The organism is Geomicrobium sp. JSM 1781026 (assembly GCF_041949955.1).
Lineage (GTDB): Bacteria > Bacillota > Bacilli > Bacillales > Marinococcaceae > Geomicrobium_A.
In genome coordinates this window covers 18,559-39,456 of the sequence record NZ_JBHFQF010000007.1, presented here as the reverse complement: position 1 = coordinate 39,456, position 20,898 = coordinate 18,559, and the positions used below count along the sequence as shown (strand labels likewise).

The 20,898-nt window shown below is 49.1% G+C and carries 15 protein-coding genes; 14 read left to right on the top strand and 1 reads right to left on the bottom strand.

The window, feature by feature from the left end; all coding sequences use genetic code 11:
- The first annotated feature begins 9 nt into the window (after positions 1-9).
- The 13 genes from ACE1TF_RS13590 to ACE1TF_RS13530 all read left to right on the top strand — a co-directional run bounded on the left by ACE1TF_RS13590 (position 10) and on the right by ACE1TF_RS13530 (position 12,483).
- On the top strand, positions 10-876 hold the full coding sequence (locus tag ACE1TF_RS13590) for a branched-chain amino acid ABC transporter permease (protein ID WP_042424785.1): 867 nt from the start codon (positions 10-12) through the stop codon (positions 874-876).
- Complete coding sequence (locus tag ACE1TF_RS13585) at positions 877-1,878, top strand: branched-chain amino acid ABC transporter permease (RefSeq protein WP_375017508.1); 1,002 nt, start codon at positions 877-879, stop codon at positions 1,876-1,878.
- On the top strand, positions 1,878-2,654 hold the full coding sequence (locus tag ACE1TF_RS13580; protein WP_375017506.1) for an ABC transporter ATP-binding protein: 777 nt from the start codon (positions 1,878-1,880) through the stop codon (positions 2,652-2,654). The genes ACE1TF_RS13585 and ACE1TF_RS13580 overlap by 1 nt, the downstream gene beginning before the upstream one ends.
- The gene (locus ACE1TF_RS13575; protein WP_042398869.1) at positions 2,638-3,345 is read left to right on the top strand and encodes an ABC transporter ATP-binding protein; all 708 of its coding nucleotides are present in this window, start codon (positions 2,638-2,640) and stop codon (positions 3,343-3,345) included. The genes ACE1TF_RS13580 and ACE1TF_RS13575 overlap by 17 nt, the downstream gene beginning before the upstream one ends.
- 25 nt (positions 3,346-3,370) lie before the next feature.
- The gene (locus ACE1TF_RS13570) at positions 3,371-4,618 is read left to right on the top strand and encodes an ABC transporter substrate-binding protein (protein WP_375017503.1); all 1,248 of its coding nucleotides are present in this window, start codon (positions 3,371-3,373) and stop codon (positions 4,616-4,618) included.
- A 40-nt stretch (positions 4,619-4,658) separates the two neighbouring features.
- Positions 4,659-5,042, top strand: a complete 384-nt coding sequence (locus ACE1TF_RS13565) for a PaaI family thioesterase (protein WP_375017501.1) — start codon at positions 4,659-4,661, stop codon at positions 5,040-5,042.
- Positions 5,035-6,159: a thiolase family protein gene (locus tag ACE1TF_RS13560; protein WP_375017499.1), complete on the top strand. Its 1,125-nt coding sequence runs from the start codon at positions 5,035-5,037 to the stop codon at positions 6,157-6,159. The genes ACE1TF_RS13565 and ACE1TF_RS13560 overlap by 8 nt, the downstream gene beginning before the upstream one ends.
- A gap of 19 nt (positions 6,160-6,178) precedes the next feature.
- Complete coding sequence (locus ACE1TF_RS13555) at positions 6,179-7,354, top strand: acyl-CoA dehydrogenase family protein (protein ID WP_042398873.1); 1,176 nt, start codon at positions 6,179-6,181, stop codon at positions 7,352-7,354.
- 119 nt (positions 7,355-7,473) lie between these two features.
- The gene (locus tag ACE1TF_RS13550; RefSeq protein ID WP_375017497.1) at positions 7,474-8,235 is read left to right on the top strand and encodes an SDR family oxidoreductase; all 762 of its coding nucleotides are present in this window, start codon (positions 7,474-7,476) and stop codon (positions 8,233-8,235) included.
- Between the two features lie 12 nt (positions 8,236-8,247).
- The gene (locus ACE1TF_RS13545) at positions 8,248-8,697 is read left to right on the top strand and encodes a MaoC family dehydratase N-terminal domain-containing protein (protein ID WP_375017495.1); all 450 of its coding nucleotides are present in this window, start codon (positions 8,248-8,250) and stop codon (positions 8,695-8,697) included.
- On the top strand, positions 8,694-9,095 hold the full coding sequence (locus ACE1TF_RS13540; RefSeq protein ID WP_375017493.1) for a MaoC/PaaZ C-terminal domain-containing protein: 402 nt from the start codon (positions 8,694-8,696) through the stop codon (positions 9,093-9,095). The genes ACE1TF_RS13545 and ACE1TF_RS13540 overlap by 4 nt, the downstream gene beginning before the upstream one ends.
- Before the next feature lie 219 nt (positions 9,096-9,314).
- Positions 9,315-10,793 carry a sodium:solute symporter family protein gene (locus ACE1TF_RS13535; RefSeq protein ID WP_375017492.1) on the top strand — a complete coding sequence of 493 codons (1,479 nt, stop codon included), beginning with the start codon at positions 9,315-9,317 and terminating at the stop codon, positions 10,791-10,793.
- A 1-nt stretch (position 10,794) separates the two neighbouring features.
- Entirely contained in the window at positions 10,795-12,483 is a 1,689-nt protein-coding gene (locus ACE1TF_RS13530) for a M3 family oligoendopeptidase (protein WP_375017490.1), read from the top strand.
- 855 nt (positions 12,484-13,338) lie between these two features.
- On the opposite strand, the gene ACE1TF_RS13525 is transcribed toward ACE1TF_RS13530, so the two are convergent.
- Complete coding sequence (locus ACE1TF_RS13525) at positions 13,339-14,052, bottom strand: nuclease-related domain-containing protein (protein ID WP_375017488.1); 714 nt, start codon at positions 14,050-14,052, stop codon at positions 13,339-13,341.
- Between the two features lie 1,111 nt (positions 14,053-15,163).
- Between ACE1TF_RS13525 and ACE1TF_RS13520 the strand changes: the two genes are divergently transcribed.
- A complete protein-coding gene (locus ACE1TF_RS13520) occupies positions 15,164-20,563 on the top strand; it encodes a S8 family serine peptidase (RefSeq protein WP_375017486.1) in 5,400 nt (1,799 codons plus the stop codon).
- The last annotated feature ends 335 nt before the right edge of the window (positions 20,564-20,898 follow it).

The window sequence follows — 20,898 nt, the reverse complement described above, 5'->3', positions numbered from 1 at the left end:
GGTGAGCGAATGGATGTTTTAGCTCAGCAACTGTTTAATGGACTAACGGTTGGAAGCGTTTACAGTTTGGTCGCACTTGGATTGACGCTTGTTTACGGCATTCTGCACATTCCAAACTTCGCTCACGGGGCATTGTATATGGTTGGCGGATACGTAACGCTCATGGCCATGGCGTTGTTAGGCATGCCGTATTTCGTCGCGATGGCGGTCTCGATCGTCGTCGTTGGAGCGATTGCGATGTTGATGGAGCGAATCGTCTTTCATCCACTCAGGCATTCCCCACCGATTCATGACAAGATTGCAGCCATCGGGATTTTATTATTTTTGGAGGCGCTCGTACAGTTCATATGGGGCGCTGAGTACCGGGCGATGTCGACGCCGTTTGCTGACACGGTTTCATTTTTAGGCATTACCGTGACGTGGCAGCGGGTGATGATTATCGTTGCGGCTGTCATTGCGATGCTATTGCTACAACTCTTCTTAAAGAAAACGATGGTCGGTTCAGCTATTGTTGCGATGTCGCAAAACCGTGAGGGCGCCTTTCTTGTTGGCATCAATGCAAATCGGGTAGCGATGCTTACGTTCTTCATTTCCGGAGCACTAGCTGCGATCGCTGCATCGATTGCTTCACCGATCAACCTCGTATATCCGGGGATGGGGCATCTCGTTATATTGAAAGCCTTTGTCATTATTATCATTGGTGGAATGGGGAGTGTGCCTGGGGCCATTGTTGGCGGATATATTTTAGGCTTTTCAGAAAGTCTCGGGGCGACGTTCATATCGAGCGCATACAGTGATCTAATTGCCTTCTTGCTGCTCGTCATTATTTTGACGATCAGACCTCAAGGGTTATTTGTGAAAAAGGGGGCGCATTAAATGAAGACCGCACTGAAGAAACAGCGATTGCCTCTTTTCTTTCTAGGTGTTGCGTTGCTTTTCCCTTTATTTACAGATAATCAATATTTCATTTATGTGGTAGGGCTTTCGTTCATTTATGCAATTGCTGTGTTTGGGCTGAACTTAATTGGAGGTTATACTGGGCAACTGTCGCTTGCCCATGCTGGATTTTTCGCGATTGGGGCCTATTCACTCGGGTTGCTCACTGTTGATGGAGGCGTTCCGTATTGGCTCGCTTTTCTACTCGCTCTAATCATTACGACGGTTGCAGGTACCCTTGTCGGGCTCATCGCTCTGCGCACGAAAGAACATTTTTTCGCGATTTATACGCTCTGTGTTGGTTATATTATTTACCTCGTTATTTATGAATGGGATGCGCTCACGGGTGGGGTGCGTGGCTTAATCGGCATAGAAGGGTTTGCTCCGATTGGCATGCTCACCTTTAACAGCAGTACGTCGTCGTACTATCTCGTGCTCGTCTTTCTCGTTCTGACCGTCTTATTCATGAAGTTCTTAACCGAATCGATTGTCGGTCGGACGTATGTGGCGATCCGTAATTCTGAGGAATTGGCGCAAACGATTGGTATTAATACGATGAAGCAAAAGTTAATTTCCTTCGTGTTGTCTACATTTCTAGCGGGACTTGCCGGGGCGCTATATGCTTCATTCACACGTTTTATCGGACCCGATATTTCGTACACGATGATGATGTTTGACATGCTTACATTTGCGCTCGTAGGCGGGCTCGGTACGTTATTCGGTCCAGTCGTTGGTACGCTCTTAATCGTAATTTTGACGCAATCACTTCAATTTATGGAAGATTATCGGATGCTCATTTTCGGTCCGTTACTCGTTATGATTGTGATCTTCTATCCGCGTGGTCTTGTCGGTGGCTATCTCGTATGGAAGGCGAAGCGCGCGTATAAAAAGCGGCAACACGAGTTCGAGGAAAAAGGTTCCACATATGAGGGGGGAGATTAATGCTCATTGAAACGAGTGGACTGACAAAACAGTTTGGAGGGCTCACAGCTGTTAATGATGTGAACGTACGTATTGAAAAAGGGAAGATCACTGCCATCATCGGACCGAATGGCGCAGGGAAGTCAACATTATTCAACGTCATTAGCGGTTATCATGCAGCGACCGGAGGCACGATCCGATTCAACGGGGAGGACATTACGAAAAAGCGCCCGTACTCAATTGCCAAGCTCGGCGTCGCAAGAACGTTTCAAACGACCCATCTGTTTGAGACGGCATCGGTACTGGACAATGTCATTGTCGGTCACCGCCTGCGCACGCGTTCAACGGTATTTGATGCGATATTTCAGACACGAAGGCTCAAGCGTGAAGAAGAGAAGTGTCGCCAAACCGCTGAAGAAGTGTTGGACTTTGTTGAGCTGTCGGGGCAAGCCGACCGCCTCGTCCAAGATATTTCTCAAGAAGCCAAAAAGCGGGTTGCTGTTGCACTTGCACTTGCGACGGATCCAGAAATTGTGTTTCTGGATGAGCCAGCGGCTGGCATCAATCCTGATGAGACAGATGGTCTCGCGATGTTAATCCGAAAAATGGTCGATCGTGGGCTGACTGTCTGTCTAATTGAACATAAAATGCAGATGATTATGGGGCTTGCCGATCATATCGTTGTGCTAAACTACGGCAAAAAAATTGCGGAAGGGACGCCAGAAGAAATTCAGAATAATGAAACGGTCATTGAGGCGTACTTGGGAGGAGGTGCGTCTCATGCTGAAGCTACGTGATGTGTCGGTGCGTTACGGCATGTATGAAGCCCTCGCTGACGTTTCGCTTTCCGTAGCTAAAGGAGAGCTCGTTGTGTTGCTTGGCGCAAATGGGGCGGGAAAGAGTACGATTTTCAGAACCATTAGTGGTTTGAATAAGCCGACGCAAGGAGAGGTGACGCTTCACGAGAAATCGATTGGTGGTCGTTCGGCGAGTCGCCTCGTGAAGATGGGCATTGGGCACTGTCCAGAAGGAAGAAAGCTCTTTCCACAAATGAGTGTGTTTGAAAATCTAAAAATGGGTGCATACGCCGTTCGCAGAAACAAGAAAGCAACGAGCGATGTGCTCGCACAAGTGTATGAGCTCTTTCCAATCCTAAAAGAAAAACAAAAAGAGAACGCAGGATCTCTTAGCGGTGGACAGCAGCAAATGCTTGCGATTGGACGGTCACTCATGTCCCGGCCAAAAGTAGTGTTATTTGATGAACCGTCGATCGGACTTGCGCCATTAATTACAAAACAAGTGTTTGACGTGATTGAAGAGATCAACAAACAAGGAACGACGGTGTTGCTTGCTGAGCAGAATGCGAATGCCGCACTTCGGATTGCCGACCGTGGTTATGTCATTGAGAATGGTCGAATTGTGATTGAAGGCACTCGGGAACAGTTGCTGGAAAATGATGAAGTTCGAAAAGCCTATATTGGTGCGTAATTAAACGTTAAGGGGGCTGTTCAAAATGAAAAAAATCATGATGAGTGTAGGAGTGACAACGCTGTTGATTGCAAGTGCATGTGACGCTGACGAGACGATTGTATCTAATGGTGGTGAGGGTGATACGCCAGAAGCGGATGTAAACTCTGACGAGGAAGTGGAGCCTGAGGAAGTTATAGAAGCACAAGGAACCGAAGTGGTCAACATCGGCTACTCTGGACCTTTGTCAGGTGCGGCTGCTTTTTATGGAGATAACACATTGAGTGGGTTGTCGGTCGCTGTGAATGAGGTGAACAAAGCAGGAGGGTTTGAAGTAGGCGGGGAAATGTACTCGTTTAACCTCGTCAGCCTCGATGATCAATATTTACCGAACGAAGCGGGTGTGAATGCACGACGGTTATCGCAAGAGTACGACACACCAATTGTTTATATTCCACATAGTGGTGGGATTTACGCCTCACAAGTATTTAATGAAGATGAACAGTTCATGATTGGCGCTTACTCGAGTGAACCAGACCTTACTGACCAAGGAAATGATCTGACGTGGCGGATTCCCCCGACCTATGATCTCTACGCTCGACCCTTCTCTGAATATGCGATGGAGCGGTTTGGGAACCAGCTGGCAATGCTGCCCCCAAGTACCCAGTATGGAATGGACTGGGCAGAGGAGTTGGGACCGTTATGGGAAGAGATGGGCGGGGAAATCGTTTATGACGGTAGCATTGATTTCAGCCGCGAAACAGACTTCTTTACAACGATCACGAATGCGTTGAGTGATGATCCTGATGTGTTATTTGTTGGAGGATCTTCGGAGCCAACCGCTCAAGTAATGCAGCAAGCGAGAGAGCTCGGTTTTGAAGGTGGATTTATCGTCATGGACCAAGCAAAAATTGATGAAATTGAGCGAATTATTGGAGAGGGAAGTGAAGAAGTCATTGAAGGTGCAGTTGGCGTTCCTCCGCTCATCTACGACGTTCATGACGGCAATCAAATTTTCATCGACGATTATCAAGAGGAAATCGGAAGAGAGCCTGGTTCTGAGGCAGGTTATCATTATCTTTCGATCATGATTCTTAAAGAAGCGATGATTGCTGCAGGAACGGTTGAAGATGCCACCGAAATCATGGCTTCACTTAATGACGGGTTAAATAACGTACCGTCAGAACAGCTCGTTTATCGTGTAACCGACATTGACGAGCTCGGTGGAATGAATACAGAGTTACGTTTCTCATATGTAGAAGATGGAGAGATTCTTATTGTCGATCCTGAATAGTTACTTCAGAGGCTTTTAGATAGAAAAAGGGGAGATGAGTATGGAGAAACACAGTCCATTTTACGAACAGCTCGGTTTTCGTAGTGGGGTTTGTGATCCTGAAGGCGTCTATATGGAATTGACCATCAGTAATGAACATCTAAATAGAAATGGCTCACTACATGGAGGCATACATGCCACGATGCTGGACAACGTTTTTGGCGCGACCATCCATCACTTAACGGGCTGCAAAAACGTGACGGTCACGTTGAACATTCACTATCTATCTCCGGTAAACAGCGGAACGATAACGGCTCGTTGTCAAGTGCTGCACATGGGTTACAAACTAGCAGCACTTGATGGCTTTATCCATGACGAAGATGGAAACCAAATTGCGAAGGGTAGCGGCACATTTAAGCTGCTAAGGGAGGGTGCAAATGTCTGAAGTTGTAATCGTTTCGGCCGGTCGCACGGCAATCGGTAAAAAAGGTGGTACGCTTTCCGAACTCGAACCTGCCGTGTACGGAGGCGCAGTCATTCAAGAAGCGCTCAATCGTGCAAGAGTAGAAGGGGAGGATGTTGATGACGTCATCTTTGGGAACTGTTTAAGCGGCGGTGGAAACCAAGCCCGTGTTTCAGCGCTAGAAGCGGGGCTTCCTTATACCGTTCCTGGATTAACGATTGATCGTCAATGCGGATCAGGCATTAACAGTGTGACACTCGCTGCGGAACGAATTGCTAGCGGGCACGGTGAGATCGTTGTAGCCGGTGGCACGGAAAGTATGTCATTGCGACCGCACTTGCTCAATGTTCACGGCCGTGAACCGACATTCTTTAAGCCGCGCCTCGCGCCAGAGGAAATCGGAAACCCACCGATGGGAATTACTGCAGAAAACTTAGCATTGAAGTATCGGATCAGCCGAGCAGAACAAGATGAGTTCGCGATCCGAAGCCGAGAGCGGATGGGTGAAGCACAGAAAAAAGGACGTTTCGACAGTCAAATCATAGCCATTGATGATTTCAGCGTTGATGAACATCCGCGACCAGACGTGACGCTAGCTAAGTTGTCGACGTTGCCTCCTGTCTTTAAAAAAGAGGGAACCGTGACGGCAGGCAACAGCTCAGGTGTGAATGACGGGGCGTCAGCACTCGTATTGATGAGCGGAAAGGAGGCTCGCCGTCGTGGCCTTAAGCCGATGGCTACCGTCAAAAATTGGGCGGTTGCTGGCGTTGATCCGAACATTATGGGCATCGGCCCAGTGCCCGCTGTCCAAAAAGTGTTGAAGCGTTCCGGAGAGACGCTCGTCAACATAGATCTCATAGAATGCAATGAAGCTTTCGCAGCCCAGACACTTGCTGTTGACCGCGAACTGGAGTTTGATCACGCCAAGCTGAACGTGAACGGCGGAGCGATTGCTCATGGACACCCAATTGCCGCAACGGGAGGAATGCTTATCACGAAAATGGTCTATGAGTTGGAACGAAGAGAAGCGCGTCAAGGGCTGATTACGGCATGCATTGGCGGCGGTCAAGGTATTGCTTTGCTCGTCGAAAGACAATAAAAATAAGGAGTGGGTACAGATGGATTTACGCCTGACGGAAGAACAGCGGATGGTGCAGTCAACGATTCGTAGGTTTGTGGAGAAAGAGCTCATGCCGCTAGAGAATGACGTTTTGAGAAACGAATTAGAAGGAAAACCAAGCCTTTCTGTTGAAAAGGTTAACGAGCTGCAGAAAAAAGCGAAAGATGCAGGATTTTGGGGAATTAATACGCCAGCCGAGTACGGCGGGGCAGACCTCGGGCAAATGATGCTCGCAATCGTCTTAATGGAAGTATCAAAGACGTTTGTGCCGTTTAGTTTCGGTGGATCAGCAGATATCATTTTGTATCGCGCCAACGATGCGCAAAAGGAGAAGTACTTACTCCCAACAATCGCAGGGGACAAAAAATCGTGTTTTGCTATAACCGAACCTGGTGCAGGATCTGATACTCAAAACATTAAGATGACGGCGTTCAAAGACGGAGATGAGTGGGTACTAAACGGTGAAAAGACGTTCATTACCGGCGGAAACGAGGCAGACTTCGTCATGGTAATTGCTATCACCGATCGCGAGTTGCACGAGCGTACCGGTCGCGAAGGGGTGACGTGCTTTATTGCAGATCGCTCGATGGGTTGGACGTCCGAATACATCCACACGATGGGTGAATGGGGGCCGGCCTCTCTCTTCTTTGATGATGTGCGTGTACCTGAGGAGAATATTCTTGGTGATATTCATAAAGGGTACGACCTTGGGCTCGAGTGGATTGGTTTTGCCCGCTGGATCGTAGGAGCAAGAGCCGTCGGTTCGGCGGAGCGATTGCTGAACATGGCCATTGATTACGCGAAAGAACGAGAAACTTTTGGCCGACCGATCGCTGATCGCCAAGCCATTCAATGGCAAATCGCTGATTCTGCAGTTGAACTAGAAGCAGCGCGCTGGCTCGTTCTGAACGCCGCATTTAGCTTGGATAACGGTGAAGATAACCGACACCTTGCGTCAATGGCGAAGCTATACGGTGCAACGAAAGGTAACGACATTATCGACCGTGTCTTACAAATTCACGGTGGAATGGGGTATACGAAAGAGCTGCCGATTGAACGTTGGTACCGAGAAGCAAGGCTATGGAGAATTTATGATGGGACAGACGAGATTCAGCGGCTCATCATCAGCCGCAACTTGCTCAAAGGCCACGTGAAACTCGGGCAATTCATTTAATTCATTCATGCATTAAACAATTCAATTCTGCATCAACGACACGCTCAGCGCACCCAATGACAAGACATACAAACTGGCATTGTTTTTGCATTATGTAACGGTGAAACGGAGGAATCGACATGGGAAACTTAACGGGAAGAACCGCACTCATCACGGGTGGCAGTCACGGCATCGGACTCGCCATCGCCAAGCGTTTTGCCGATGACGGGGCGAACGTTGCCATTGTGGACATTAACGAAGACCATCTGGCCACCGCGAGCGCCTACTTTGCCGACAAAGGCCAAGCAGCGAAAACACTGCAAGCCGATGTGACCGATAAACAACAAGTGGAAGCGGCAGTGAAAGAAATCGTTGAAAGCTATGGCCAATTGGACATCCTGGTGAACAATGCCGGGGTAATCCGCGATAACATGTTCTTTAAGATGTCGGAAGATGACTGGGATATGGTGATGAACGTTCATTTGAAAGGGGCGTTTCTTGCGACAAAAGCGGCCCAGAAATACATGGTCGAACAGAAGTATGGCCGAATCGTCAACATTTCGTCAACATCCGCACTTGGAAACCGCGGTCAAGCGAACTATTCTACCGCGAAGGCTGGTTTACAAGGGTTCACGAAGACGCTGGCGATCGAGCTAGGCAAATTCAACATTACGGCAAATGCGATTGCCCCTGGCTTTATTGAAACGAACATGACGCGGGCGACGGCAGAGCGAATTGGCGTTGATTTTGACGACTTCGTGCAAGCGAGAGCGAAAGAGATCCCGGTTTCCCGTAGCGGCAAGCCTGAAGACATTGCGAACACAGCAGCGTTCTTTGCCGATGAAAGGTCATCGTTTGTGAGCGGGCAAGTGATCTATGTGGCTGGCGGGCCGAAGGCGTAAAGGAGGGATCAAATGTTTGAACAGTCGATCGGAAAACGATCTGAAAAGGTGAAGAATACGGTCGAGCGCGGGGCAGTGAAGAAGTTCGCGGAGGCGATTGGCGACTTGCACCCGCTCTACATCGACGAGGCGTATGGTCAGCGTTCTCGCTTCGGCGAAAACATCGCACCGCCAACGTTCCCCCGCGTATTCGCGTATGGCGCGATTGAAGGGTTGGTGCTCCCGCCAAAGGGCTTAATTCATGGTGAACAAAGGTATCACTATACACGCCCCCTTCTCATCGGAGAAGACGTCTACTGTTTTCTCGAAGTGAAGAATTATGAAGAAAAAGCGGGCAAAAGTGGGCAGATGGGCATTCTTACGCTCGGTGGCCATGGGCTTGATGATGCGGGTGAAGCGATTTTTACTTCCGAGCAAGTGATTATTATTTCGGCGGCGGTCAGGAGGATGATGCGTGTATGACGATGCGCACAATGCAGCCGGGCGAGGAGCTGAAATCGGTGACGCTTCCGCCGGTATCGCGACTGGATTTAATCAAGTATGCGGGTGCTTCAGGTGATTTTAATCCGATTCATACGATTGATGAGGAGGCGGAGAATGCGGGATTGCCAGGCATTATCGCCCACGGGATGTGGACGATGGGCAACTTGACGCAGTTGTTTACCCCGTATCTTGAGGACGGTCTCGTCACTGACTACCACATCCGGTTTCGCGGCATGGTATTTCTAGACGACGTACTAACGCTCACTGCCACGTTGACTGAGCGAGACGGGACGCATTTGACGTTTGATATTGGCACAGTAAAAGCGAATGGAGACACCGTTCTTGCTGGGCAGGCGGTCTATGAACTTTATGAATGAGGGTAAGGGTCCGGTTCGGTGAACCGGGCTTTTTTTGTGCGGAAAAAAGGAGATTTTCTTTACTTCTCGAATGGTTCAGCAACTGGAGGTGAGGATATGGGAGACATGACGCTTTTGCTCGTTTTTTGCCTAGTGCCTGTCATGCTATCTTTTGTGCTTGGCGGCTATTGGCTCAAGCATGAACGTTTTCCGTGGGAAAAAAAGTAGGAGGTGAATGCGTTGATCTATGTAGGAGTAGCGATTGTGTTCGTGATCATGATTGTTACAGGTGTGAACTCGTACTTGCAGTCTAAAGGTCTCACGTCATTTTATGTTGCCGCTCGGAGTGGACGCTGGTATTTGCTAACGGGATCGTTATTTGCCTCAGGGGTGAGCGGGGCGACGTTTCTTGGCATGATGGCCTGGTTTTATGATTTTGGGGCAGGAACGATGTGGATTCCAGCAGGTATTGCGTGGAGTTATTTCGTTCTTTGCTTCTTAGTCGGTCCGAAATTACGACGTTTCGGTGAGTTAACGATTTCTGATTATCTTGCGGCACGGTTTGATAGCCCGTTGCTCCGTCCGGTATTTTCCATCATCGTCTCGGTCTGGATGGTCATCCTGCTCGGGTCCTTATACGTGCAAGGCGGCCTGTTGTTCGGAGAGATGTTTGGCTTTACGTATGCACAAAGCACGCTTATGACCGCAGCGATTGTCGTCATCTTTACCGTGTTTGGCGGGATGGTCATCATCTTAAAGACCGACTTTATTGGAACGTTTATTATCATCGGTTCCCTCCTCGTGACGATGCCGTTTCTCATCTCCGCAAGTGACGGCTGGTCGTCGGTCGTCACGACCATTCAAAGTGAATCCCCCGACTATTTCACCTCGAGCGGTGAACTGTCAGCAATGATGGCTTTTTCATGGTTTTTTATTTGGTTGTTCGGATACTTAGGCAATCCTGGGTATTTGACCCGATTCTACTCAGCTGTGAATGAACGAGAAATCATTAAAGCGGGGATTGCCGTTGCTGTCATCTATTTGCCTGCCCTCACCCTATTTTTCATTTCGGCAATGTATGCGCGCACACTATTTCCTAACATTGCCGACCCAGAAATGCTCTGGATTGCATACACGTATGAGTATGCGCCACCGATCATCATCGGCATCGCGATGGCCGGTATGTTCATGGCCGTCCTCACCTCCGCCACCTCTTGGCTGCTCGCCGGTGCGTCTAGTTTAGGTCGAGACATTTACCAAAAAATGATTCATCGGGACGTTTCTGAAGCTCGGATGCTCGTCGTGACGAAGCTGATCGTTCTCGGCTTAGCGGCGTTATCTGTACCCATTGGAATTGCTCGTCCCGGATATATCATGGAAATGATGAATCTCGCCTATTTGATTGCCGGAAGCGCCGGTGGGCTCGTCATTTTAATCAGCATGTTCTACCGGAATATGACGCGAGCGGGCGCTTGGGCAGGCATTCTCTCTGGTGGGGTCATCGCCATCGGTGCCACGGCTTTGCAATATGTTGGTGTTTGGCCGGAAGAGGTCGACCCGATGATTCCGACGGTTGCAACTGCATTTCTCATTATTCTGTTCGTTAGCCGATTTACGCGTCCAAACGATAAAATGCTCGAGGTATATGACCGGATGAATCAGCGTTCAAGTGCAGGGATTTCGAATGATATGTCGAATAAGCAAGACGAGGTGATATGAGATGAAGAGCTTTCATGATATTGAATATGTCGGAATTGATGTTGAGCACGTGAATGTGCGCACGAAAGAAATTACAGACGCTTTTAATGACGCGGAATCTTTTGAGCGACAAGTAGAGCTATTTGACAAGATGACTGTATTGAAAAGCGATGTGTATACACAAGGAACCTTGGCGATGATTCGTCATTCGATGGATACGACAGATGTTTTCTATAAAAAGGAAAAAGCGATTCTAGATGAGCAGATGCCGCAATTGGGCGAGGCGTTTAATCTGTTTTCACGGGCGCTCGTAGATGCGAAGTTCCGTCCGCAGCTGGAAGAGAAGTATGGCCCGCAATTGTTCCGGTTAAAGGATTTGGAGTTGCGTACGTTCTCCCCGGAGATTGTCGGGGAGTTGCAAGAAGAAAATCGGTTAACGACGGCATATTCGCAGCTAATTGCGTCTGCTAAGATTCGTTTTGACGGAAAGGAATATACGCTGGCGCAGCTGCAACCGTTCGAGCAGGATCCAGACCGAAGTGTGCGCGAACGGGCGGTGAAGGCGCGCACGTCTTTCATGCATGAAAATGAAGCGGAACTAGATCGTATTTACGATGAGTTGGTGGCGGTGCGGACGAAGATAGCGAAAAAGCTTGGGTTTGAAAACTTTATTGGGCTTGCGTATGCACGAATGAGCCGCACGGATTATGGTCCGGATCAAGTCATTCAATTCAGGAAACAGGTGAGAGATCATATTGTGCCGCTTGCATCGAGGTTATGGGAAGAGCAGCGACAGCGCATCGGTGTGGATTCGCTCATGTATTATGACGAAGGGTTTCAGTTTCCTGACGGTAATCCGAAGCCAAAGGGCGATGATGATTGGGTGCTCGAGCAGGGGCGTGTCATGTACGATGAATTGTCCGCCGAAACGAAAGACTTCTACCGGTTGATGCTAGAGCAAGATTTGATGGACGTGCAGAGCCGTGATGGGAAGGAAAGCGGCGGATACTGCACATTTTTGCCGAATGAAAACGTGCCGTTCGTCTTTGCTAATTTTAACGGAACGGCAGGAGATGTCGGCGTGTTAACCCATGAAATTGGCCACGCTCTCCAAAACTATGAAAGCCGCGACCTCGGCGTCATGGAATACTTAGTGCCAACGATGGAAGCCGCTGAAATTCATTCGATGAGCATGGAGTATTTCACGTACCCTTGGATGAACAACATCTTCAAGGAAGACACAGACAAATATTTATACAGCCATATTGCAGGGGAAATTCAAGCATTGCCCTACATCGTTGCTGTCGATGAATTCCAGCACATCGTGTACGCCAATCCAGAGATGACCCCCGCTGAGCGAAAACTCGCGTGGAAGAGCCTAGAAGAAACGTACTTGCCGCACAAGAACTATGGCGGCAACGAATACTTGGGTGGCGGCGCCCTTTGGCAGCGACAGCTCCACATCTACGGCGCCCCGTTCTATTACATCGACTACAGCCTCGCGCAAATTTGTGCCATGCAGTTTTGGAAGCGTATGAACGAAGACCGGGAGGCCGCTTGGAACGATTACCTCGCTCTCTGCAAATTAGGCGGTTCAAAATCCTTCACTGAACTCGTCAAGAGCGCCGGCCTCACCCTTCCATTCGAAGACGGCTGCGTCAAAGACGTTGTCGAGGAAGTCGAGAGCTGGCTCGAGACGAATCGCATGTAGTGCGGCTTGCCCGCATGGTGGGGTGGGCGAATTTCTCCGAAGTGCGAGCAAGCTGTCGGCGCGGGTCGCACCGAGGGGAGGGCGGTTTTGGTTCGCCCCCCTGGTGGGGGGCGACGTGTCGCAGGTTGTTGGGATGATGAGGAAACTGTGCCCGAGTTGCGACCAAACTGTTCTCAAGTTTGGGGGAAATCGCCGTAAAAGCGGCCAATACTCATGAACTAGGTAACAGAATTGGCGAACTCGGTAACAGATGGCGCGGTCACGTTCGCATCGATGCATGAAGTGCCAAAATGCTGTCGGCGCGAGCCGCTCCGAGGGGGGCGGGGCGGTTTCGGTTCGGCCCCCGGTAGGGGCCGACAAGTCGCAGGTTGTTGGGATGATGAGGAAACTGTGCCCGAGTTGCGACCAAACTGTTCTCAAGTTGGAGAAAAACGCAGGAAAAGTGGTCAATTCTCATAAACTAGGTAACAGAATGGCTGAACTCGGTAACAGATGAGATGGGCACTTTTGCATCCTTGCATGAAGTGCCAAAATGATGTCAGCGCGAACTGCGTCGAACGGAGACTGGTTTGGCGTAGGTCGTATTTCACTCAATAGGATATGGAATATGATAAGTGGATTTATTAGTATGACCTGTGCGGCTCAAGGCATATTTTCTCAATATATGCTTTGCTTGATGACGGTCTGTAAGTTGTAAGAAGGAAATGCAATCTTGAATGGTAAGTTTTGGAGAGATAAGCATCGCGTAGTCATGTAGAGCGTCCTTCGCAGCTAACGGTGCTCTTACTAGGCAATTCGTGCACGTCCAAGATTTTTTTGGTATTAGTGTCATCTTATTTTGGCAACTTGTACATATCACGCCCCCGGCAAGGTTTTTTGTTTGATATCGAAAGTGCTTAAGGGACTTTTCCATGATGGGGTGTGTTGGTGGAGAATAGTTTTTGAGAGTCTTGTGATTTGATTGGATGTAAGGATGGGCTCGGTAAACCGGCCATTTAACGCGTGGATTTCTGACAAAAGTCCTTCTAGCCGTAATACTCGTTGAAAGACTGCTTCCCTGCACTCTGCGGAAGCAGTTATTTTTGTGTTGTGTGAAGAAAGAATTACGCGACATATGACTGGATATGTGAATGGAAAGTTTTGTGTCTCTAGAAAATTAGAGAATAGTTTTTCTTGACGAAGACATTGATCCAGAGGGTTTTCAAATATATCAATTTTGGGGCCGATCTTGCGGGAGAATTGGTGTAATGTGCCGAAATGAACCGAGCCGTTGATATGCTTATTCTCTAAAATTAACGCATAAAAGGCAGTGAGTACGATGAAATCAATTTGAAAATATGATCCACTCTTCAAGCGTATATTGTGGAAGATAAGGTAACGATTAGAGTCACTAAACAAATGATGAAAAGTTTTTCCAAGTAGTTTTTCGCCAGTATATCCTGCTTCAACATGGCTGAGTTTTTGTCTGACATTTTGTATTACAGGGTTTTTTGTTGGTAGCCGTCGAACCAAGGAACGCAGCATCAGCAGTTGTTCAGGTGGTTTGATGGGTTTTACGTAAGTGATCAATGCATAAATCGCCTCCTTTATTAGTATTACATTCGACTAAGTTTGAATAGATCCTCCCCTTTAAGCTTATAAATTTAAATTGTGTAGAATAATTCCCAAAAATGATGTCGGCGCGAGCCGCGCCGAACGGGAACTGTTTTGGCTTCGGCCCCGGTAGGGGCCGACAAGTCGCAGGTTGTTGGGATGATGAGGAAACTGTGCCCGAGTTGCGACCAAACTGTTCTCAAGTTTGGGGAAATCGCCGTAAAAGTGGGCGATTCTCATAAACTAGGTAACAGAATGAGTGAACTCGGTAACAGATGGCGCGATTACGTTCGCATCCATGCATGAAGTGCCAAGATGCTTTCGGCGCGAGCCGCACCGAGGGGAAATCGCCGTAAAAGCGGTCAATTCTCATAAACTAGGTAACAGAATGAGTGAACTCGGTAACAGATGGCGCGGTCACGTTTCCATCCTTGCAAGAAGTGCCAAAATGCTGTCGGCGCGAGCCGCGCCGAACCGAGACCGATTGCGTTTCGGCCCCGTACGGGGGCCGACGTGTCGTAAGTAGTTTGTTTAGGTTCAATCTGCGCTCAAGTTGAAACAAACTGCGCGCAAGTTTCGGAAAAAGAGCATTGAAATCGCTAAAACGCGCAAACTTGATCGCAGAACGCGTCAACTAGAGCGCAGATTGGAAGACTCCCACCCCCCCACTCGAAAAATACTGGATGCTGCATCCACCCACAAGGAGAATCCCCGCACTTTATGCCAAATGATGTCAAAGAACGGGAATTCGGCATTGTTCTACACGAATCGACAAGAACTGGGATGGTTTCTTTCGGAATCGACAGGTTTTGTCATGACAATGGGCGGGCGGAAGGCTCTATCGTTATGCCTAGATCCCGGTGTATGTTCGACGATTTTGGCTAGGATAGCTACAACGTTCGACCTAAGACTGGGAAAATAGGAAAGTGGTTTATTCTCATTTTTTTAAATATTAAATCTAGTAATATGATAGGACACCACAGACTTAAGGCTCTGGAACATACTGCTCACGAGGAGGTGACGTTCGGTTCTGTTCCCTTGTACATAGGGGGTTGAAAGACCGAGAAAAATTTTAAGGAGGAAACAGATGGGAAAAAAGGTAACGTATCGTCGGAATGTCGCTGTGATGATGATCGGTGCTCTTGTGATGTCTCCGTACGCTGGAGTGTTTGGGTCGGGTACGGCTCAAGCGGCTGAGCGTTCGAATGTGACGGACTTGCAGCGTGAGAATGCGGAAAGAGCGAACGAGAAAATTGATGATGAGGTCGCACAGGCATTCCGGAACAATGACCATGTTTCTGTACTCATCGAGATGTCTGATCAAGTCGATACGTCGGCAGCTGCCCAGCAAGGGTTGCAAACGGTCGGCAGTGACGCCACGCCGCACCAACAGCGTCGCGCGATGAGTAACAGTGTATACAATGAACTTCGCAGTACGGCCATCGACACGCAAGCGACACCGCTTGCGATGTTGGAGCAAGCAGAAGCGGATGGCAAAGTGCTCGAGTATGAGAGTCTTTATATTATGAACGTCATTGCGGCAGAGGTGGACCGTGATACAGCACGGGCGCTATCCTTCCGTCCGGAAATTAGCCGCATCAAGATGGATGAATTTATTGAACTCGATCTGCCGGAAATGTCGCCAGAGAATATGGAATTGGCTGATGACAGTGTCGAGTGGAACATCGACCGTGTGAACGCTCCCGATGTATGGGATGATCTTGGCATTACGGGCGAAGGGGTAACGGTCGGGATTATTGACTCGGGCACAGACTGGACGCACGAAGCGCTACAACAAAATTGGCGTGGTTACAATCCTGATGATCCAGAAAATTCCGACCCATACGGCAACTGGTTTGATGCCGTTGAAGGGCAAGATATGCCTTATGACTTAGCTTCTCAGCCTCATGGTACACACGTCATGGGAACGATTCTAGGACAAGACCCTGACGGCGATAACAAGATTGGGGTTGCACCGGATACCGAATGGATCTCAGCCCGTGCATTCTCGGCACTTGGGGGTACAGAATCTGACCTGCTTGCCTCTGGGCAATACATGTTAGCACCTGAAGATGATCCTAGCTTAGCACCGGACATTGTGAACAACTCTTGGGGCGGGCAACCAGGCGTGGATGATTGGTACCGACCGATGGTTCAAGCATGGCAAGACTCCGGGATTGTTGGCGTCTTCTCTGCGGGGAACTCAGGTCCTGGATCGGAGACGGTAACGCCGCCGGCGAACTATCCAGAAAGCTATGCCGTTGCAGCGGTAGATATTAACGATGCGGTCGCAAGCTTCTCAAGCCGCGGGCCTTCACAATACGAAGACGATCTGAAGCCAAACATTTCCGCGCCAGGCGTGAACATACGTTCATCCGTGCCCGGTGGTTATGAAGCAGGATGGAACGGAACGTCGATGGCCGCACCACATATCGCAGGGGCAGCCGCATTGCTGCTATCTGTAGACAGTGGACTGTCGCCAAACGAAGTGTACGACATTTTAGACGAGACGGCTGAGCCGTTAACCGATAGCCAATACACAACTGTTCCAAATGATGCGTACGGACTTGGGATGCTGAACGCATACGAAGCCGTCGCCTCAATCTCAGGAGACCTTGGAACGTTAGAAGGACAAGTTTTACAAGAAGGCAGTGACGATCTTCCACCGGAAATCGAGCACTCGCCAGTTGATTCCGTTTTTGCTGGGTATGACGTACCGGTAACAGCCACGATTAGTGACGATGTGTCGGTCATTGATGCTGAAGTGTGGATGACAAACGACAACATTAACCACTATTATGTGTTCTCGATGGAGCAAGTCGCAGGAGACCATGAAGAAGGAACGTATCGTGCGCTTCTTCCAGCGAATCTCATCGATGAAGATGGGTTTGAATACTATATTCAAGCACGTGACTACGGTCGAAATATCGCGCAAACCGACACGTACAATGTGGATGTCGACTTCGGTGTCGAGCCAGGCGAATATAGCGAGGACTTCAGTTCTGAGCCTGTCGGCTGGACATTTGACGGCGACTGGGCGTGGGGTGAACCTGAATCAGGCCCTGAGCCTGTGAATGGTGACAAGCTCGTCGGTACAAACCTTTCTGGCAATTATTCTGACGATACGCACGTACTGTATAGCGTGCCACTAGACCTTCGCGACAGCGATACCGCTTCCCTACGTACGAACCATTGGTATGACGTCGTTGGTGGTGTTGACTATGCGAATGTGCTCGTATCCGATGATTATGGTGACAGTTGGGACATCGTCCAAGAGTTCACAGGCACAAGCGATGGTTGGGACTCACTGTATGTCGATTTAGATGAATATGCAGGTTCAAGCGAACCGGTACTCGTTTCCTTCGTCCTAGAGTCAAATAGCTCAACGACAGCTGAAGGCTGGTACTTGGACAATGTGAACCTCGTCGGTGAAGATACAACCGCACCGAACGCACCGGCAAACTTAGACGTGCAATCAAGCACGGCAGGACTTCAACTTAGCTGGGATGCACCGGCGGATGAAGATCTTGATTTGAACAACTACTCGGTATACCGTTCAGTTGGTGACGGGTTTGATGAAATTGGCAACGCGACGTCCACAACATTCCAAGACATGGACGTTGAAGGCGGTACGGAATATACGTACGCCGTAACAGCGAACGATTATGATGGCAACGAAAGTGAAACATCCAATGAAGCGACAGCCATCGCACCGAACATTTCGGTATTCTACCATAGCAACTTCCAAGATGATGACGGTGAATTTGAAAGTGGTGGAACGAACAGCTCATGGGAATGGGGAGAGCCAACCTCAGGCCCGAACGGGGCACTCACTGGCGACAATGTGTGGGCCACAAGCTTGTCAGGGAACTACAACAATGCGGAAGACAGCTATATCGGCAGCCCGGTTTTAGACTTGTCAGACGTTGAGCTAGCGGAACTGCACTTCAACTACTGGCAAGATATCGAAAACAACTGGGATTACGGCTTGGTTCAAGTGTCTTCAGATGGTGGCGATACGTGGGATGAACTTGCAGAGTTCACGGGTCGTGACCAAGAATGGGCACAAGCTGAAATTTCGCTAAATGATTATTTAGGTGAATCGATTCAACTCCGCTTCGCTTTTGATTCTGACAGCATCATTACGTATGCTGGCTGGTACATCGACGATGTAACCGTCGTCGGAACGAGCGAATCGGTCGATCATGTTGCTGAAAACGAAGACGTATCCATCGAGCGTCCAGATGTGGAACGCGTGGAACGTGATCTCGATGCGGTCACGAGTATTCCAGCACCAGACGGGACGTCTGATTATGAAGAATCTGACGTTCGTGAAGAAACGAACGCCCAGCGTCCAACCGTCGCCGGTCTCCCGGTTGATGCGGACGTAACGATTCTAGAAACAAACCGTTCGACAAGCACGAATCCTGCAACAGGCGCTTACAGCTTAAACCATAGCGAAGGTACATTCACTGCGGTTGCTGAAGCGTACGGATTCTATGCAGAAGAACAAGAAGTCACCATCAGCTCAGGTGAAAGAACGACAGCGAATTTCATGCTCAATGAAATTCCGACTGGAGAAATTAGCGGTACGGTCGTCAATGAACGTAACGATGAGCCAATTGAAGATGCAACCGTACGTGTGCTAGAAGATCCTTCTATCGTTGACGGTGTGACCGATGAAGACGGTACATTCCTCATTGAAGATGTGCTTGAAGGAAGCTACACACTGGCTGTTTCTGCACCGAGCTATCACAGCACGCAAGTGAGTGGTATTGAAGTCGTTGGTGGCGAAGTGACCGAAGTATCGGTTGAATTGCGCCCATTCATCGGCTTCGATGATGAAATCGCTTATGACAATGGAAACCCAGAAAATGCACTCGTATTGAATGCCGCGAACAACGGGATGGCCGTTCAATTTACACCAGCGGAAGCTGCCATTGTCAACGGGGTGAACGTGTATGTGTGGGGAGATGACTTCCCAGTACCAGGCGGTACAGAAACGCAGTTTGCCGTCTATGATACCGACGGAAACGGCAACCCGACAGACCGACTCGTTGAACCATTTGTCGTGGACGTCGAACGGGATGCATGGAACTATATCGACCTTTCAGAACATGGCATTGTAACCGATCGTGATTTCTTCATCACTTCCATTCAGACAGAAATCGGTGACTTGTCACCAGCGATTGGTACGGACATGGCAACAGGTGATGCTCAAGCTGAAAGATCGTACTTGTACGTCGGTGGAAGCTTCCAGCAAGAACTTGCTTACGGAAACTTTATGATCCGTGCAGACGTTTCTTATGAACTCGAAGCACCAGTCATTGAAACGCCTGAAGATATGACGTATACGAACGAAGATACGATTTTAGTTGAAGGTACGTTGAATGAAAATGCAGACGCAGAAGTGATCATTTATAACAATGAAGAAGAAGCTGCGGTAACAGAAGCGGATGCGGGATCATTCAGTGTTGAAGTACCTCTTAATGAAGGGGAGAACGAACTTGTTGCCCGTGCAGAAGTTGAAGATGGTCTGAGTGACCCGTCAGCACCTGTAACGGTCATTCAAGATACTGTTGCACCGAACGTAACGATTGAATCACCAGAAGACGGTGACATCACGAACCGTGAAACCGTCACCGTAACGGGCTCAGTCGAAGAAGAGAATCTTGATGAGCTCACCGTAAATGGTACTGTAGTTGAAGTGGACGAAGACGGTAACTTTAGCCACCGTGTGCTCCTTGACCTTGGTGAAAATGAAATTGTCGTTGAAGCGACAGACCTTGCAGGAAACACGACAACGGAGAGTGTAACGATCCGTGCAGGTTTTGAAGCGCCAACGATTGAAAATGTTCAACCTAGTGAAGACCGTCACCTTGATGCAGGAGAAACGGTAACGATTTCTTTCGATTCAGTGTCTGGACTGGACGCGTACTTCTCGATTCGCATGCCACTCATCAATGACCCGAGCAATGTCGTTGAGTTGCCGATGAGAGAGACGTCTGACGGTCATTACGTCGGTTACTGGACGGCGATCTCAAACGCTGTTGCTGAAGGCGCACAAATTGAAATTCGTGCGACAGATGAATTCGGCAATGAAGTCCGCGAAACGGCGGATGGCAAGCTGTACATCAACACGCCTAGTGATGATGAGCCAGCACCAAGTGAGCCAAGAGCGGTCATCGACATGCCGGCATCAATTGATTCTGGCAAGAGCTTTGTATTAGATGCGAGCTCGTCTGAAGCGGATGGCGAAATTGTTGATTACTCATGGTCATTCGGCGACGGCACGCGCGCTTCCGGAGAATCGGTGTACCATACGTACCACCGTTCTGGCACGTACACGGTAACGCTCGGCATTACCGATGAGTATGGCCAAACCGATCAAGTGACGCAACGTATCCAAGCAATTGGAGAAGCGTCCGTCATCCTTCCGGTCCCACGCCCGGGACACGGAGATGTACGCACACCATTCTCCTTCTAAAATAGCCCCCCCTGGCTAAATGAAAACCAACCAAAACCCAACATCTATTATGGATGTTGGGTTTTGGCGTGAGTGGAAGGTGAAGCGAATCCAGACCCAACTTGCTGTCGGCGCGGCTCGATGCTCGGCGGAGAGGGGGCGCCAAGCTGCGCTCCAGTTTGCTCGTTTTAACGATATTTGCATTGATTTTGTAAAACTAGAGCGCAAATTAGCCACATTCTTACTTCAGATGACATGTCGGTTCTTCAACTGCGATGCTTGGCGGGATGCGAGAACCCTGATTCTGTTACCTAGTTTAGGCACTCTGTACTCGAGTTGGGGAAAAGTTTCCGTTC